The 16,358-nt window shown below is 28.1% G+C and carries 16 protein-coding genes and 1 tRNA gene; 3 read left to right on the top strand and 14 right to left on the bottom strand.

Going from position 1 to position 16,358, the window contains the following annotated elements:
- From BLT70_RS12610 to BLT70_RS12620, 3 genes are all read right to left on the bottom strand, one after another.
- Nucleotides 1-693, bottom strand: coding sequence for a hypothetical protein (locus BLT70_RS12610; protein ID WP_091894938.1), 693 nt, complete (start codon nt 691-693; stop codon nt 1-3).
- A gap of 97 nt (nt 694-790) precedes the next feature.
- On the bottom strand, nt 791-1,456 hold the full coding sequence (locus tag BLT70_RS12615; RefSeq protein WP_091894940.1) for a response regulator transcription factor: 666 nt from the start codon (nt 1,454-1,456) through the stop codon (nt 791-793).
- Nucleotides 1,457-1,738: 282 nt separating this feature from the next.
- On the bottom strand, nt 1,739-2,170 hold the full coding sequence (locus tag BLT70_RS12620; RefSeq protein ID WP_091894942.1) for a DUF4293 domain-containing protein: 432 nt from the start codon (nt 2,168-2,170) through the stop codon (nt 1,739-1,741).
- A gap of 197 nt (nt 2,171-2,367) precedes the next feature.
- On the opposite strand from BLT70_RS12620, the gene rho reads away from it, so the two are divergent.
- Nucleotides 2,368-4,083, top strand: coding sequence for a transcription termination factor Rho (gene rho / locus BLT70_RS12625; RefSeq protein WP_091894944.1), 1,716 nt, complete (start codon nt 2,368-2,370; stop codon nt 4,081-4,083).
- A 301-nt stretch (nt 4,084-4,384) separates the two neighbouring features.
- Here the strand turns inward: rho and BLT70_RS12630 are convergent, their stop codons facing one another.
- From BLT70_RS12630 to BLT70_RS12660, 7 genes are all read right to left on the bottom strand, one after another.
- A complete protein-coding gene (locus tag BLT70_RS12630; RefSeq protein ID WP_091894946.1) occupies nt 4,385-6,475 on the bottom strand; it encodes a peptidylprolyl isomerase in 2,091 nt (696 codons plus the stop codon).
- A gap of 123 nt (nt 6,476-6,598) precedes the next feature.
- Complete coding sequence (locus BLT70_RS12635) at nt 6,599-7,867, bottom strand: hemolysin family protein (protein WP_091894948.1); 1,269 nt, start codon at nt 7,865-7,867, stop codon at nt 6,599-6,601.
- A gap of 14 nt (nt 7,868-7,881) precedes the next feature.
- Complete coding sequence (locus BLT70_RS12640) at nt 7,882-8,082, bottom strand: hypothetical protein (protein WP_091894950.1); 201 nt, start codon at nt 8,080-8,082, stop codon at nt 7,882-7,884.
- Nucleotides 8,083-8,086: 4 nt separating this feature from the next.
- A complete protein-coding gene (gene lptC / locus BLT70_RS12645) occupies nt 8,087-8,653 on the bottom strand; it encodes an LPS export ABC transporter periplasmic protein LptC (RefSeq protein ID WP_231962709.1) in 567 nt (188 codons plus the stop codon).
- A gap of 5 nt (nt 8,654-8,658) precedes the next feature.
- On the bottom strand, nt 8,659-9,990 hold the full coding sequence (locus BLT70_RS12650) for a lipopolysaccharide assembly protein LapB (RefSeq protein ID WP_091894954.1): 1,332 nt from the start codon (nt 9,988-9,990) through the stop codon (nt 8,659-8,661).
- Nucleotides 9,991-10,005: 15 nt separating this feature from the next.
- Nucleotides 10,006-11,292: a hypothetical protein gene (locus BLT70_RS12655; RefSeq protein WP_091894956.1), complete on the bottom strand. Its 1,287-nt coding sequence runs from the start codon at nt 11,290-11,292 to the stop codon at nt 10,006-10,008.
- A complete protein-coding gene (locus BLT70_RS12660; RefSeq protein ID WP_091894958.1) occupies nt 11,289-12,017 on the bottom strand; it encodes a type III pantothenate kinase in 729 nt (242 codons plus the stop codon). The genes BLT70_RS12655 and BLT70_RS12660 overlap by 4 nt, the downstream gene beginning before the upstream one ends.
- Before the next feature lie 99 nt (nt 12,018-12,116).
- Here BLT70_RS12660 and BLT70_RS12665 point away from each other — a divergent pair.
- Nucleotides 12,117-12,189 (top strand) — tRNA-Phe (locus tag BLT70_RS12665).
- A 58-nt stretch (nt 12,190-12,247) separates the two neighbouring features.
- Here BLT70_RS12665 and BLT70_RS12670 read toward each other — a convergent pair.
- The gene (locus BLT70_RS12670) at nt 12,248-13,180 is read right to left on the bottom strand and encodes an NAD-dependent epimerase/dehydratase family protein (RefSeq protein WP_091894960.1); all 933 of its coding nucleotides are present in this window, start codon (nt 13,178-13,180) and stop codon (nt 12,248-12,250) included.
- A gap of 161 nt (nt 13,181-13,341) precedes the next feature.
- Between BLT70_RS12670 and BLT70_RS12675 the strand changes: the two genes are divergently transcribed.
- Entirely contained in the window at nt 13,342-13,812 is a 471-nt protein-coding gene (locus BLT70_RS12675) for an Lrp/AsnC family transcriptional regulator (RefSeq protein ID WP_091894962.1), read from the top strand.
- Between the two features lie 98 nt (nt 13,813-13,910).
- Here BLT70_RS12675 and BLT70_RS12680 read toward each other — a convergent pair whose 3' ends face one another.
- The 3 genes from BLT70_RS12680 to BLT70_RS12690 form a co-directional block, all read right to left on the bottom strand.
- Nucleotides 13,911-14,360, bottom strand: a complete 450-nt coding sequence (locus BLT70_RS12680; protein WP_157691906.1) for a DUF1569 domain-containing protein — start codon at nt 14,358-14,360, stop codon at nt 13,911-13,913.
- 73 nt (nt 14,361-14,433) lie between these two features.
- The gene (locus BLT70_RS12685) at nt 14,434-15,402 is read right to left on the bottom strand and encodes a pseudouridine synthase (RefSeq protein ID WP_091894966.1); all 969 of its coding nucleotides are present in this window, start codon (nt 15,400-15,402) and stop codon (nt 14,434-14,436) included.
- Nucleotides 15,403-15,440: 38 nt separating this feature from the next.
- Nucleotides 15,441-16,358 (bottom strand): geranylgeranylglycerol-phosphate geranylgeranyltransferase, encoded by a 918-nt coding sequence (locus BLT70_RS12690; protein WP_091897669.1) that lies wholly within the window; start codon nt 16,356-16,358, stop codon nt 15,441-15,443.

Consider the following 16,358-nt stretch of genomic DNA (forward strand, 5'->3'; position numbering starts at 1 on the left):
TTACCAATCTTCACCATCATCGATAATGATAACTGGCTTTCTATCTGCTGATGTAGCATCTCCTTTTGCATTGTCTCCTGTATGGTTTACAAAATGAATTTGTAATAACTCATTTTCTTCTTTTTCTAAAGTTCTAGAATAACTATCATTTTGTTGAGATTTCCCACTTTCTTCTAAATGCACTTCATATACACTAATTTCGTCATTATAAACAAAATCTACAGAAACATTATTACTAACCTTAAAATCTAATTCATAGGTACCGTTTTCGTTTTTTATAACGCTATACTCTTCCAGAAAACTATCATCAGATTTTTTAACATATTTAATGTTATCATCAAAAATAGAAATACTTGGAACTTTATTAGAGTTTTCTGTTATAAAATCTACCTTAAAGTTTTCGTCATCAAAGAATAAATCTGATTGTAAATTACTTTTTTGTTCAAGATCATCATCAGAGACACTTAAATATAACTCATTTATATTCTCTGCCGTATTTTTAACCTTAGCAACTTTAACATTACTGTCCAAATCTAAATCGATAGAATATGCACCAGTTGCATCTCTTTTTAATTCAAAAGTTTTAAATAATTCTTTACTTTGTTCTGGCATTAGAGCTTCTTCTTCACTAGAACATGAAGAAAACACTAAAGAAAATACTACTGCTACTGCTAAAAAATTTCTTTTTTTCATTTTTACTATAATTTATACTAGGGGTTTATAATTGTTTAGCTAAAGCACACAGTTTAAAACTGTTGGGGAACATCTTTAATACTTTGTTGGGGGATTTTTATACTATTTTATTTTTAACTGCGTACATTGCTAAACCTACTGCATTTTTTACTTTTAATTTTCTTAATAAATTTTTTCTATATGTTTCAACCGTGCTAAGAGCTAAATTTAATTTTTCGGCTATTTCTGGCGAACTATATTCTTTTGTTATTAACTTTAAAACATCTATCTCTCTTTCTGTTAAAGCCTCAATTATTTTTTTAACTGGTGCTTCACCTGCAGGAACATGATGTCCTGAGAAAGATTTTAATAGAATCTTTTGAATATCATCACTAAAATATTGTTCTCCTCTTGCAACTGCTTTTATGGCATTTACTATATGCTCACCAGCATTATTTTTTGTGATATAACCTTTGCAACCAAGACTCAACATTTCTTGAACAATTTTAATATCATCATAACTAGAAAGAATAATAACCTTTTGAGCAATTCCTTTTTTATTAAAATGTCTAAGAACTTCAAAACCATCTAAAATTGGCATTGTAATATCTAAAATTAAAACATCTGCTATGTTTCCTTTTTTATCAAACCAATCTGTTACTTCTTTTCCTGTTAAAGAATAATCTTTAATTTCAATATCTTTATCAGTATTAATTACAGCGATGATACCTTCTATTAATATCTTATGATCATCGGCAACATGAACGTAAATCTTTTTCTTCATTATTATCTATTGTCAAATTTATATCACTAAAGTAGATTGCACAATACCCTTTTATGGGGTAATTTACTTCTCCCCAAAAAAGGGGAGAAACACCCCCATTTACGGGGAGAAGAGATTTATTAAAACACTGATTTTAAGAAACTTACAAATACCTAGAAAATCACAAAAACTTGTATTTAAAGAAACTGATAAAAAGATTTTTTATCAGATAAATTCTTAAAAAATAAAAAACCGAGAAAATTTCTCGGTTTTTTTTCGCACTAAATATACTATTTGTTAGTCTTATCGCAATCTATCTACAGATTTTACGAGATCTTCATCCTTTTTAATAGCTCTATTTGCCAAAACAATAAGCAATATAACCAAAATTGGTAAGAACATCCCAATACCTTTCTCTGAAACAGCATTTTCTCCAGGTAAAGTTAGAGATAAATAAATCAACAATCCTAATAAAAAAAGATTAATCAAAATTATAATGCGTCCTAATACAAACTGTAACTTTCTATCCTTAAATAGAAATATAGTTACCAATGACAAAATTGCCGACGCAAAGAACATAAAAGGAATTACTTTTAAAATAATTTCTTCATTAGAAAACAAATCTAAAACAAATATTTGTTCTTTTAAAGTATTCCATAAATAAAACACAAAAATTAATCCTCCAGAAATTATAGAAGCTAAAAATAAATATATACTTTGTATTCTTTGTAACATACCTCTTATTATAATGACAAAAATAGCGCTTCTTTTTTAAAAAAGAAAACCTATAAGTAAAAAAAAAAGTATATATTTGTAATATAGTAACCGCACAAAAAATATTGTATAGCACTATATACAATAAGTAAAATCAAAAAAAACAATTTATAGACATCTTAAAAGCTTAAGATTAAATTAACTTAATATACACATAAATGTTCGAAATTTCTGAACTAAAAGAAAAAACTCTTGCTGATTTACAGGTAATTGCAAAATCCATTGGATTAACTAAAACAAGTCAATTAAAAAAATTAGACTTAGTTTATCAAATATTAGACACACAAGCAGCGAATCCTACAAAAGTCTCAAATACGGAGGGATCAGAAACTCCAAAAACGGACAAACCTAAAAGAAGAAGGGTTGTTAAAAAAATTCAACCTAAAAAAACTGTTGTTGAAACCACTACTCCAGAAATAACAACAGAGAACACAAAAACAAAAGAAAATTCTAAACCTATAGAAAAAGCTACTCCTGCAGCTAAAAAGGAAGAAGTAAAAAAAGTTATTGAAAAAAGAACTCCTGCAAGACCTAGGGTTAAACAAGAAAAAAAGGAGGAAGTTGATTCTTCTAGCAAATCAACTGAAGAAACTACAGATATCAAAACTAAAAAGGAGCAAAAACCTGTTAATAATAATCCAAACAGAAATCCTCCTAGAAAAAATAACTCACAAAAGAGTAAAGAACAAAACAATTCTAAAAACAATTCAAACAGAGGTAACAAATCTGGAAACAGATATAAAGATCCTGATTTTGAATTTGACGGAATTATTGAAAGTGAAGGCGTATTAGAAATGATGCCTGATGGTTATGGTTTTTTACGTTCTTCTGATTATAATTATTTATCATCTCCAGATGATATTTATGTTTCTCAATCTCAAATTAAATTATTTGGTTTAAAAACAGGTGATACTGTTAGAGGAAATGTTCGTCCGCCAAAAGAAGGTGAAAAGTATTTTCCTTTAATTAGAGTTTCTAAAATAAATGGATTAAACCCTAATATAGTTAGAGACAGAGTTTCTTTTGAACACCTAACACCTTTATTTCCTGAAGAAAAGTTTAATTTAGCAGAAAAAGGAAGTTCTTTATCAACTAGAATAATCGATTTATTTTCTCCTATCGGAAAAGGACAACGTGGAATGATTGTTGCCCAACCGAAAACAGGGAAAACAATGTTGCTAAAAGACATTGCCAATGCTATAGCAATGAATCATCCAGAAGTTTATCAAATTGTATTATTAATTGATGAACGCCCGGAAGAAGTTACAGACATGCAAAGAAGTGTGCGTGGCGAGGTTGTTGCATCTACTTTTGATGAACCTGCAGATAAACATGTTCGTGTAGCAAATATTGTTTTAGAAAAAGCGAAACGTTTAGTAGAATGTGGGCACGATGTTGTAATTCTTTTAGATTCAATTACACGTTTGGCAAGAGCTTATAACACAGTTGCTCCTGCATCAGGAAAAATACTTTCTGGTGGTATCGATGCAAATGCACTGCACAAACCAAAACGTTTCTTTGGAGCTGCTAGAAACATTGAAGGAGGTGGTTCTTTAACTATTATTGCAACTGCACTTACAGAAACTGGTTCTAAAATGGACGAAGTAATTTTCGAAGAATTTAAAGGAACAGGTAATATGGAACTTCAATTAGATAGAAATATTTCTAATAGACGTATTTACCCTGCTATTGATTTAATTAAATCTTCTACTAGACGTGATGATTTATTATTAGACGCTAAAACAGTACAAAGAATGTGGGTTTTACGCAAATATCTTGCAGACATGAATCCTATAGAAGCAATGGAATTTATCAATGAAAGAATTAAGTTTTCTAAAAATAATGACGAGTTTTTAATCTCTATGAATGGTTAAAACCTTTAATTATTAAATATAAGAATAAACACAAAACCTTTTTGAGAAATCAAGAAGGTTTTTTTGTAATATTATTTTGGTTTAAATCTAAAAAATAAACATTCCATTATTCTAAATCTCTAAAAGAGAGTTTTAAAATCAAAAAAAACAACATCTCACTTTTCTACTAAGAAACAAGAAACATTAAAAGAACTAATCTTAATTGCTCAAACCTAACAAAAGACGAAAATTTAGAGCATAAAAAAACCGTTCAAAAATTATTCTGAACGGTTTTTTTTATGATTGAAAATAAAAACTACAATTAGTTTGCAGTATACATCATCGCTCTGTTATCTTCTATATCTGATGCATTTTTAATTGCTTCATACATTTTATTAGTAAGTCTTTTTCTAGATTCAGAAATTCTCTTTCTATTAGCATCATAGTTCGGTAATGCTGTTGGTAGTTCTTTTTTTGTTACCATAAAAGCATAAACACCTCTATCACCTATAACAGAATTAACAACTTTATTTAACGAAGCATTATACATTGCACCAACAACTTTTGGCTCAACACCAACTCCAGAAAGAGTAGGCGTCTTTAATGTTAAACCATTAGATGTTCTTACGTTTGTGTTATTTGCAGTTGCGATATCAGCTAGAGAAGCACCTTGTAATTTATCTTTCAATAATGCTGCTTTCTTTTCGTTTAATAAAATAGGTCTAACAGTATTTGTTGCTTTTTCTGCAGACATTACTCCTTTTTCTTCTGCACTAGTTATAAATGCAACAACATGACTACCCTCTAAATCAAAACGTTTAAAATCATTTACATTTGTTTCTTTACCAAATGCCCAACTTACAATTTGTCTTTGATTACCTAACCCAGGAACATTTTCATCTAACACTTTTAAACCAACAGCTATTTTTGGTGTATATTTTTTTTCTGTTGCTAAATCGTAAAATTTATTATTTTTAGAAATCGCTAAAGCAAATTCTTCAGCATTTTTAAAAACATCATTTTCAGTAGCTTCAGATGCTTCAATTTTTCTACTATAAGTAGCTAATTTTACAACTTTTTGACTATTCTTTTGATTGTCAATTTTTATAACATGAAAACCAAACGGAGTTTTAACTACACCAATATCTCCTTTTTTACCTTCAAAACAAAAGTCTCTAAAAAAAGGTGTCATTCTAGAATATGTAAACCAATCTAAATCTCCTTCTTTTGCTCCAGAGCCTAAATCCGAAGAAAAAGTTTTTGCTAAATCTCCAAATTTACGAACGTTTCTTTTAACTACAGATAAAAGACTATCTGCTAAAACTTTAGCTTCTTCTTCTGTTCTTGTTACGTCTGCACCAACTCTTTGAGCACCTATAAATGGAATTAATATATGGCTTGCTCTTACTGAATCTGGCATTTTAGAAACTTCTGTAATTTTAGAAATTTTATAGTAATCTTTATCTTTATACGGCCCAACTACATCACCTTTATTAGCTTCAAAAATTTGAGTTGCAGCTTCTTGATTTACTAAATTCTTAAATTGAAAGTTTTCATTTAAACCTGTATCAGAATTATTATCTGATAAAAATATACTTTCATCTTTCGTATTTTTAAGATCTTCTATTAAAGTAGCAACATCATCTTTTATAACTTTCTCATCAGCAGGAGTTGCAACTATATTAAATTGAACATAAGAAACATCTCTACTAGCTTCTACTTTAAAATCATTTTTATGATTTTTAATATAAGATTCAACTTCAGATTTTTTTATTTTCACTATACTATCAGCAATACTTGTAAACGGTATATAAACAAACTGTGCATTTAACTTAGTATTATCTAATAAGTATTCTAATTCTCCTTCTTTTAAAGAAGCACCTAAACCAGCTGTAACTAAATTATTGTAAGTATTAGTTTCTTCATTGTCTCTAATTTGGTTCATATAACCAGACCATTGCGCCCAAAGTTCTGTTTTGTTTTCTTTTTCTGTTGCTAAAAATTGTTTGAACTTAGATTCATCAAACAAACCAGATTCAGTTTGATATTGAGGATTACTTTGTACAAAGGGAGCACTAACAATTTCTTTCCAAATATCTGCTTCACCAATAGTAATACCAGCTTGGGTTAATTGATTTTCATATATTTTTTTTCTTAGAATATTATCCCAAACAGTTTTAGCTGCTTGCATTTCTGAAACCTGACCTCCAGTTTGTTGTTTATAATTTTCTAATTCTTGTACAAATTCTTCTCTAGAAATAGATTCTCCATTAATTTCACCTATTTCATTTACTTTACTAGAGTTAAAAAAATCACCAAGAGTTGAAGGATCTAATACAAATGCAAAAAGGGCTAATCCAATAATGATGATTAAGAACATTGATCGTTCTCTAATTTTTGATAAAACTGCCATACGTGTTTTTATTTATTTTCAGTTGGCGAATATACGATTTTTGGTTTTAATATTGCAACCCATTTTTCACTTATTAGTAGTAAGTTAGGAGCTATTTTTAGTGTAGAACTTTAATTATATATTTTAAGCCCCTTCATTTAAAATTTTAAGAGAAACTTCATCTATTTTAGCGCCACTCATCTTTAAAATCCTAAATTCGAAATCCTCTATATCAATAAGCTCTTTTTCACTAGGGATATTTTCTGTATGCTCAATAATAAAACCCCCTAAAGTTTCGTAGGCTTCAGATTTTGGAATATTTAAATCATATTCTTCGTTTAAATAATCTATTTCTAATCTTGCAGAAAAATTAAATTTTGACTCGCTAATCTTTTCTTCTAAAAATTCTTGAGAATCATGTTCGTCTTCAATTTCGCCAAATAATTCTTCAACAATATCTTCTATTGTAATCATCCCAGAAGTTCCACCATATTCATCTACAACAACAGCTACACTTTTACGTTTTTTTATCAACGTATTTAGTATATCATTAATCATCATAGATTCTGGAACAATTTCTAATGGTAATAAAATCGATTTAATTGTTTTAGGTTTTTTAAATAATTCAAAGGCATTTACATAACCAACTACATCATCTAAAGATGTTTTATAAACTAACACCTTAGACAACCCTGTTTCTATAAATATTTTCTTTAAATTAACCACGGTTTCATGAATTTCAACAGAAACAATTTCTGTTCTTGGTACCATAACCTCTCTAGCCTTTACATTATGAAAGCCTAAAGCATTTTGAAAAATTTGAATTTCTGAATCTACTTCGTCATCTGTATTACCAGTTTCTAACTGCTCATTTATATAGTTTCCTAATTCTTCTTTACTAAATTCAGTTTGCATTTCATCTGCATTTGTTTTAAAGAAAACTCGTAAGAAAAAATCTGAAATTAGCGTAATAAACTCAGAGAAGTAGTGAAATAATTTATAAAAAATATAAGCAGGAACAGAAAATATTTTTAAAACTTCATTTGCATAAATTCTAAATATAGCTTTGGGTAAAAACTCTGCAGTTATTAAAATAACAATAGTAGAAATAATAGTTTGAATTAATAAATTAGTAAAATCATTAAAATTGGTATCTAACGAAAAAACCCTTACTAACAATTTACCCATGTAATAACTGTATATTACTAAAGAAATATTATTACCTACTAACATTGTAGTAATAAATTTCGAAGATTTTTGAGTTATTTTAGTTAGAACTTTGGGTATAAAACCATCTCTTTTTTTCTCTAATTCAATGTGCATTTTATTTGCCGAAAAAAATGCAATTTCCATCCCCGAAAAAAACGCAGATAGCAAAATAGATATAATTATAACTATGAGTTCAAATTCCATTAAAGAATAAAATACTATTTATTTTGATTGTTTCTTTTTACAACTTTTTTTCTAAAATGTCTTTTTAAGAAAAACACTAAGGTAATAAAAATTGAGAAGCCAATAAAAAAGAGCGCTTTTTCTTTATCGGTATTAAAACGAACTACACCTTCAATTAAACAAATTAAGGCTACTAATAAATATCCGTATTGAAAAAATTTCCAAATATTATTCATAAAATTATTCTTCTGATGTTTCTAATTTTCCTGTAGTTTTTTTAGCTAAATGTTTAGATAAATCCTCTTTAGATTCAAAACCTATTCCATAAATTGTATCTTTTTCTGTCATCAATTTAAAGGCTTTTTCAGAAACAAAATATTTTGTTTTTTGATCCCAAAATAACTGTTCTGTTTCTAATCTTGTTTTATCTGTATGATTTACGACAACAACATTTCCTTTAATTTCTGATAGAGAAGTTTTTTGATACGAAATTGCATAATTACCTGTAATAGTTATAGAATCAATGCCATTTTTTTCGAAATTAATAATTTTAATTCCTACTGGAAACTCGCTATAAGGATGTTCTTTTCGATTACTAAAATCTAACAATATTGGTGTTATTAATTTTGATGTAATTCTACCTGAATCTTTATAAACATGATAAGCATCTTTAGCTGTACCAACAGGTAAATTTTTATCAGCCAATAAGTCTCTTACTTTTTGTGTATTGTTATCACAAGAAAAAAGCATTGCTGTTACATAAAGAACAGCAATGCTTTTTGATAGTATATTTTTGTAAGTACTCACAAATATTATTTAGGTACAGTTACAGTTTCTCCAATCCAACATTTAATAGTATAACTACTTCCAGGCTCAACACCAGATGTAAAAATTACTGTTTTGCTTGGTAAATTAGCACGGTAAGAATTTATATATCTTCTTGCAACAGACGACATACTAGGATCTACTCTTGCGGCAGTTTCAGCTTGTCTTAATGCTGCTGCATACACCATTCTTTTTTCGAACTCATCTTCACCACAAGCATTTACACTCGATTGATATAATCTACCAATTAATAAATATGCTCTACCAGAACTTGGGTTGTATTTTAAAGCTTCTCTTGCTAAACGTCTAGCAGTACTTAATTGACCTCTACTTCTTGCAGCTTCAGCAAATTTTAATTTATATCTAGATTTTTTAATAGGATCCGTTTCTAAATCAAATGCTTTCTGTCTCATTGCTGCTGCTCCACTTGCATCACCGTTTTTCTCTAATACACCTGCATAAAATGAGTATGAATCTGGTGAAGGTGTTGCTTCTGCGTATGCTTTTGCTAATTTTTCATACATTGGATCGTCTTGACACTCTTTGTTAAACAATCTATTAACAGCTCTTCTTAACCAAACAGCATTTCCTTTATTTTCTTCAAAATTTCTTTGATATAATGGTATTAATCTCTCACAAGTAGCAATTTCTGTAATTATATTATCTAAACCACCTTCAATTTGACCAAGTGCTCTAGAGTTAATTTGATACGCATTTAATCTTCTTTTTTCTTTAGCATCTAAAACTCTTGTAGAGTCTGACAATACATTAATTTTTTTTGCATAATCATCTAACTTCTCACCTACAGATTCTACAACATCATCATATGTATCAAAAACTTTTTGAGGGTTTTCGTCTTTATATTTATCTGTAATTCCGTGAAAATACTTATAGATATTTTTAACTCCCATATCTTGAGGAGAAATTTCGTATGCTTTCTCTAAGTAAACAAAAACTTCTTCTTTTGAAGCTAAATTATTATCTGCTAAATAAGTAGCATAATCACTATGCACTTTAGCTGGTTTTGCATCTGGATAATATTTTAATCTTTGTTCGTAAACTCTTTTAGCTAAAACAGGATCTTTTCTAATATCTTCTGCTAAAGTAGAACCATATTGATAAATACTTACAGATAAATCTGGACAATTATCCATTAAATAAATCCAATTAGCATAAGCTTCATCATACTTTTTCGATTGATAATCTCCTTTAAAAAGGTTGTATTTTATTGTACATTCTCTTTTTGCATCATCCTGTGCATTTGTCTTCGCAGTTGCTAAAAGCAATGTAACTGCTAATAAAAAAGTAAATTTTTTCATTTTTTGTTGTTTTTGTTAATCAATCTTTCTTTTTATAAACCAAGTATCTGTCAAAGATAAACTTAATCTAAAATTAAAATAATTTTCTTGTATTAAATTATTTGTTGCTGTTCCTCTTTTACCAAACTCAAATCCCATATTTAGTGTAGATAATCGTTGTAGTGGTAAACCTAAACCAAAAGATATGCCAAAGTCGTCTATAGCGGTAAAATTTGTATTATTACCAGAACCATCTACTAATAAGCCTGTCTTCTCAAAACGAACACCAGCTCGATAAACCACTCTATCCCAGTAACTTGATATTGAGTTTATTTTCGGCAAATAAAATCCCCCTAAAGAAATTCTATTAGAACTACCATATCTGTAAACTCCATTGGAACTTGCTAATAATGTTGTAGTAGATATTGCATCTTGGTTTTCATACTCTATACCAGCATGCCATTTATCAATTTTTCCTACTCCAACTCCTAATATCGCTTTATAAGGCAAATTAAATTCCCCATCAATAATAGTTGTAGAAATTGTATCTCTTGGTATTTCATAACCAGATGAACCAATTGATAAAGAATATAAATAATCGTCTCCACTAACTTTTAAATCATTATCTAATTTAAAAGTAGCTCCTGCATTTACAACCAATTTATTTTTTAATTCTTTTTGATATTGAGCTCCTAATTTTAAAGAAAACCCCTCTATAAATGTAGTTTCATTATATTTAGTAGCAAGAATTACATCTGCTCTTTGATTAATAATACTATTTTCTATATTACCAAAACTATAATCTGCTTCTAAACCAACAGATAACCCTTTTACTACTTTAATTCCAAAACTACTGTAAATTCTATTTACACCTCCATTACCAGAAAAAAGTGATATCTCAGAAATATCGCCATCATCACCAGTAATTGAATTAGATAAAGAATATCCTACTGAAGATACTGGTTGTAATCCAAAAGAAAGACCTGCTTTTTTTCCAATAGGAAAAGCCAAAGCAAAATAAGACAAACTTGTAGAATTTACATTTTGTTTAGTATCACCACTTCTAATTGTTAAATCGTTATTAAGAATTCCAAAACTGTATGTAGTATATCTTAGATCTGAATAAGCCGCTGGATTTGTAAAATTTAAATATTTATAATGGTTAAAAGCAACACCAATACCTCCCATTGAACTTTGTTCTACCGTTGTTTGACTAAATTCATCGCCAATACCAAAATAAGAATACGGAGATGAATTTGTTCTTTGTGCTAAAAAAGTTACAGAAGTTAACAGTAAAAAAGCTACTAGAATCTTTCTAATCATTTGTTTTCGTTAAAAATCAATATTTCATTTAATCCTTCTAGGAGAAAATTTTGATGCGCAAATATGCTACTTTTTAATTGTTTTGACAAGAAATTTGTATCTCCTCCTGTTAAAACAACTGTTAAATCCATATATTTCTTTTTATATTGGCTTATTATACCTTCAATTTCTTGAATAACACCATTTACCACACCAGAATTTATACTTTCATCTGTGTTGTTTCCAATAAAGTTTTTAGGATAATTCTTCTCTAAAACCGGCAATTTACTTGTAAAATAATGAAGTGCTTTATATCTCATTTCTACGCCCAACGAAATAGCACCTCCTAAATATTCTGATTTATCATTTACAAAATCAAAAGTGATACAAGTACCTGCATCAATAATTAAAATATTTTTATTTGGAAACTTTTTAACGGCACAACTTACCAAAGCAATTCTATCTACCCCTAAAGTCTTAGGAGTTTCATACAAATTTATAAAAGGTACTTTTGTAGACGATGATAAAACAACTAATTTAAGTAAAAATTTAAGTTTTTCAATTTTTTTTTCTGATATAAAACTCACAGAAGATAGAATACCGATATGAATTTTATATTTTTTTACTATTTTTTTTATTTCTGATAAAAATCTTTTCTTATCAATTAAAACCACTTCAACAAGTGTACTCTGCTCAAATACAGCTACTTTTATCCTTGTATTACCCGCATCAATGATTAACTTCATTTTTCTAATTTATATGAACATCAAAAATACAATAGATTTTTTTAAAAATATACTTGCAGATATCAAAAAACATTATATATTTGCATCCGCTAAGGCAATGGTACCTTAGCTCAGTTGGTAGAGCAAAGGACTGAAAATCCTTGTGTCCCTGGTTCGATTCCTGGAGGTACCACAAAAAAATCCGAACATTAAATTGTTCGGATTTTTTGTTTTTAGAAATTTTCAAAAACTTATTTCAAATTTTTGATCATTGTTTTAGTCATTAACTTTAAATCGAATGCTGGTTTCCAATTCCAATCTTTCCTTGCCTCTGAATCGTTTATTATTTTTGGCCATGAATCTGCAATTGCTTGTCTAAAATCTGGATTATATTTAATTTTAAAATCTGGATAAAACTCTTTTATTGATTGGGCAATCTCTTCTGGACTAAAACTTATTCCTGCAATATTATAAGAAGTTCTAACAGAAATATTTTCTTTTGGCGCTTCCATTAATTCTATTGTTGCTCTAATTACATCATCCATATACATCATTGGCAATGTGGTTTTTGGAGCTAAAAAACACTCAAATACTTCGTTTATTATTGCTTTATGATAAATATCAACCGCATAATCTGTTGTACCTCCTCCAGGCAAAGATTGATAACCAATAACACCTGGATATCTTAAAGAACGAACATCTAAACCATATTTTTGATAGTAATAATGTATCCAGTTTTCACCAGCAACTTTACTCATTCCATACACAGTTGTAGGTGTTAAATTAGAATATTGAAGCGTATTTTCTTTATCAATATTATGACCAAATACCGCAATTGAACTCGGAAAAAAGACTTTTTGAATCTTATGCAACCTAGAAACTTCTAGAACATTAAATAAAGTTTTCATATTCAAACTCCAAGTTGCTAAAGGATTTTGTTCTCCTTTTGCTGATAAGATAGCCGCCAGATGATAAATTTGAGTAATTTTATTTTTTAAAACCACATCTTCTACAGCTTTAAAATCAGTAGCGTCTAATGTTATAAAATTAGGCTCAGAATCATTTTTTTTAAATAGATCTGAAGTAATAACATGCGAATTCCCATAAATTTGTTGGAGTTTTTGTGATAAAACAGTTCCTAATTGACCATTAGCTCCAACAATTAAAATAACTTCTTTACTCATTCTCTTATAAAGTTTTAAAAGAATAAATTTATATTATTTAACAATAAAAAGAATATTTACACTCTTATTTATAAAAAAATAAGCGTTATATTCTTTTTTAACCAGATAAATAAGAAATTTTAACTTTTAAAGAATTAAATTTATCATCTAAAAAGATAAATATGCTTCCTACTATAAAAATAGACGAAACTGATCTTAAAATATTAAGAATACTGCAAAAAGACGCAAAAAAAACAACCAAAGAAATTGCAGAAATACTAAACCTAACTTCTTCGCCAGTTTATGAAAGAATTAAAAGGTTAGAAAAGCAAAAGATAATAAAAAAATATGTTGCATTAATTGACAAAAAAAAGCTAGACATACCAATTACAGCAATTTGTATGGTTTCTTTAAGATATCATAACGAAGGTTTTATTGATAAATTTGAGAAACAAATTAAAGAATTAAAAGAAGTGCAAGAATGTTATCACATGGCTGGTAAAGTCGATTTTTTCTTAAAAATAAACATGGAAAGTTTAGATGATTACCATGAGTTTGTTAGAAGTAAATTATCTAGAATTGAAAACATTGGTGTATTAGAAAGCTATTTTGTTTTAAAAGAAATAGTATCTAGCACAGAATATTGCATATAGTTTCTAATTAACAACTTCAATACAAGGGTATGTATCTTACATTTTAAGGCAAGACTTAAAGGTTTTAAAACCTTGAGCTATCGCTATGCGACTAAAAATCACTTTAAAATATCTTTTACAATTTTTAAATGATGATTGGTATGTAATCTTAAAAATTTAATTGTCTGTTTTTTATTTAATTGCTCAAATAATGGATGTGTAAAAAATTGATTCTTATCTAACTTATCGATAATTTCCACATTTTTCTCTGCTATTTTAAGCTGATATTCAATATCGTTTTTTGATATAATTTCTGGTGGTAAAACTCTTTTTGGCGATTTTGCTTTTCCTCTAGGAAAAAACCCTAAAGTAAAAACAACCAATCTTAAACCGTTAAATTTATGCTGATATTCTTTAGATTTAGAATCTTTTATATTAGCAACAACACTATTTATTACTTTTAACGAATGATCTAAGTGCCAACCAACCTTAGCTTTAGAAATCTTTAAATTCTCATCTTCTAGATGCTGTATATTGGCTTTTATAAAACTAAATTCTCTCTCTAACATAATACATTTAATTTCTCTAATATACATAAATAGGATTCAAAAAAAAATCCAGCTAAAAAGCTGGATTGTAATTTTATTTCATCATTTGAAGATTGGTTACTTCTAATTTAGTTAACTCTCTATATCTTCCTCTTGGTAAGTTTTTCTTAGTTAACTCAGCAAAAATAACTCTATCCAATTTATTAACCTTGTAACCAACATGTTCAAATATTTTACGAACAATTCTATTTCTACCAGAATGAATTTCTATTCCAACCTCTGTTTTTGGTTCGTTATTAACATAAGAAATTGCATCAATAAATACTTTTTTACCTTCAATGATAACTTCTCCTCTTAATTTTTCTAAATCGTTTAATTCTAATTTACGATCTAAAGAAGCATGATATAATTTACGTACATTATGTTTTGGATGCGTTAATTTTTTAGCCAAATCTCCATCATTTGTAAATAGTAATAAACCGGTTGTATTTCTATCTAATCGACCAACAGGATAAATTCTTTCTTTTGATGCATTTGCAATTAATTCCATAACCGTTTTACGACCACGATCATCATCCATAGTAGTAATATAATTCTTTGGTTTATTTAAAAGAATATATCTTTTTTCTTCTGGAGAAATTGAGGTTCCATCAAAACGAACTATGTCATCAGGTTGTACTTTGTAGCCCATTTCTGTAACTAACTTTCCATTTACCTCTACACTACCATGCTCTATATAAGTATCTGCTTCTCTACGAGAACAAACACCAGAATTTGCTATATATTTATTTAAACGAATTCCTAAAGAATCGTCAGATTTTTTATCAGGATTTATTTTTTTATACTCCTTTTTAACATTTTGTCTATTTAAAGGCGTGCTTTTTCTAGCGTCTCTTTTAAATGTTGGCTTGTTAGCAACTCTTTTAAAAGTAGCTTTTTTTGCATCTCTTGAAGATGAACTTTTACCACTTCCTCTTTGTGAAGTACTTCTTTTTGTGTCTTTTTGAGGTCTACTTTTACCACCTTCTTGTCGTCCTCGCGACGAGTTTTTATTTGATTCCATTTTTTAAAATTTTGGCAAAGATACTCAAATTAGAATCTCTAATTCAATCTATCAATTACTTTTTCTATAAGTAAAGAAGTATCAATAAAAACAAGGCTAAAAACACCAATTAACAATAAGATTTTTAGAATGTTATGTAAAAACGCATATTGTCTTTGTTTGTTTGATTTACAAAGATAAAAACCTACATAAAAAAGGGTTAAAAAAGATAAATAAAAGTAATATTTCATATAACTTATTGCCGGATAACTCAGCAACACAATTACAGGAAAAATGGTTAATAATAATAAAAATATTGACAATTGTTTTGTTTTTGCCTCTCCATAAACCACAGAAAACGTCTTATAATTATTAACTAAAGCTCCTTTTATATTTTCTAAATCTTTTATTAATTCTCTTACCATAATTACTAAGAATAAGAAAATTGCATGGACAAAAATAATTTTGGAGAAGTTTTTAAAATAGACAAAAACAGCAAAAAAAGGCAAAATTGTAAGTATTGTTGCAGAAATTAACCCTGTAAACGCATGTTTTTTTAGTTTATGAGAATAAAACCAAATACCAAAAATATAAATTGCGAAGAAAAGTGCCGCTTTTACAGACACAAATAAACCAAAAACAAAGCCTAAAAAGTTTAAGAAAAAATAAAGCGACAATTTAGTTTCTTGCTTTACATAATTATCTAAAGAGGTTTTAAGAGGCCTATTAATTTGATCTACTTTAACATCATAAAAATTATTTATAATATAACCAGAAGCCACAACACAAACAGAAGCCAAAACAATATAAAGTAAATCTAAATCAAAAATAACGTGTCTAATCGATTTTTCTGATGAAAAAATAAAAATAGCCGCTAGATATTGTGCAATAACTAAAATAAGAATGTTATAACCCCTAACTACAGATAATAAACTGAATATTTTTTTTAGGAATGCCTTCACTTTTGAAGAATTTAT

The sequence above is a fragment of the Polaribacter sp. KT25b genome, from assembly GCF_900105145.1.
Classification (GTDB): domain Bacteria; phylum Bacteroidota; class Bacteroidia; order Flavobacteriales; family Flavobacteriaceae; genus Polaribacter.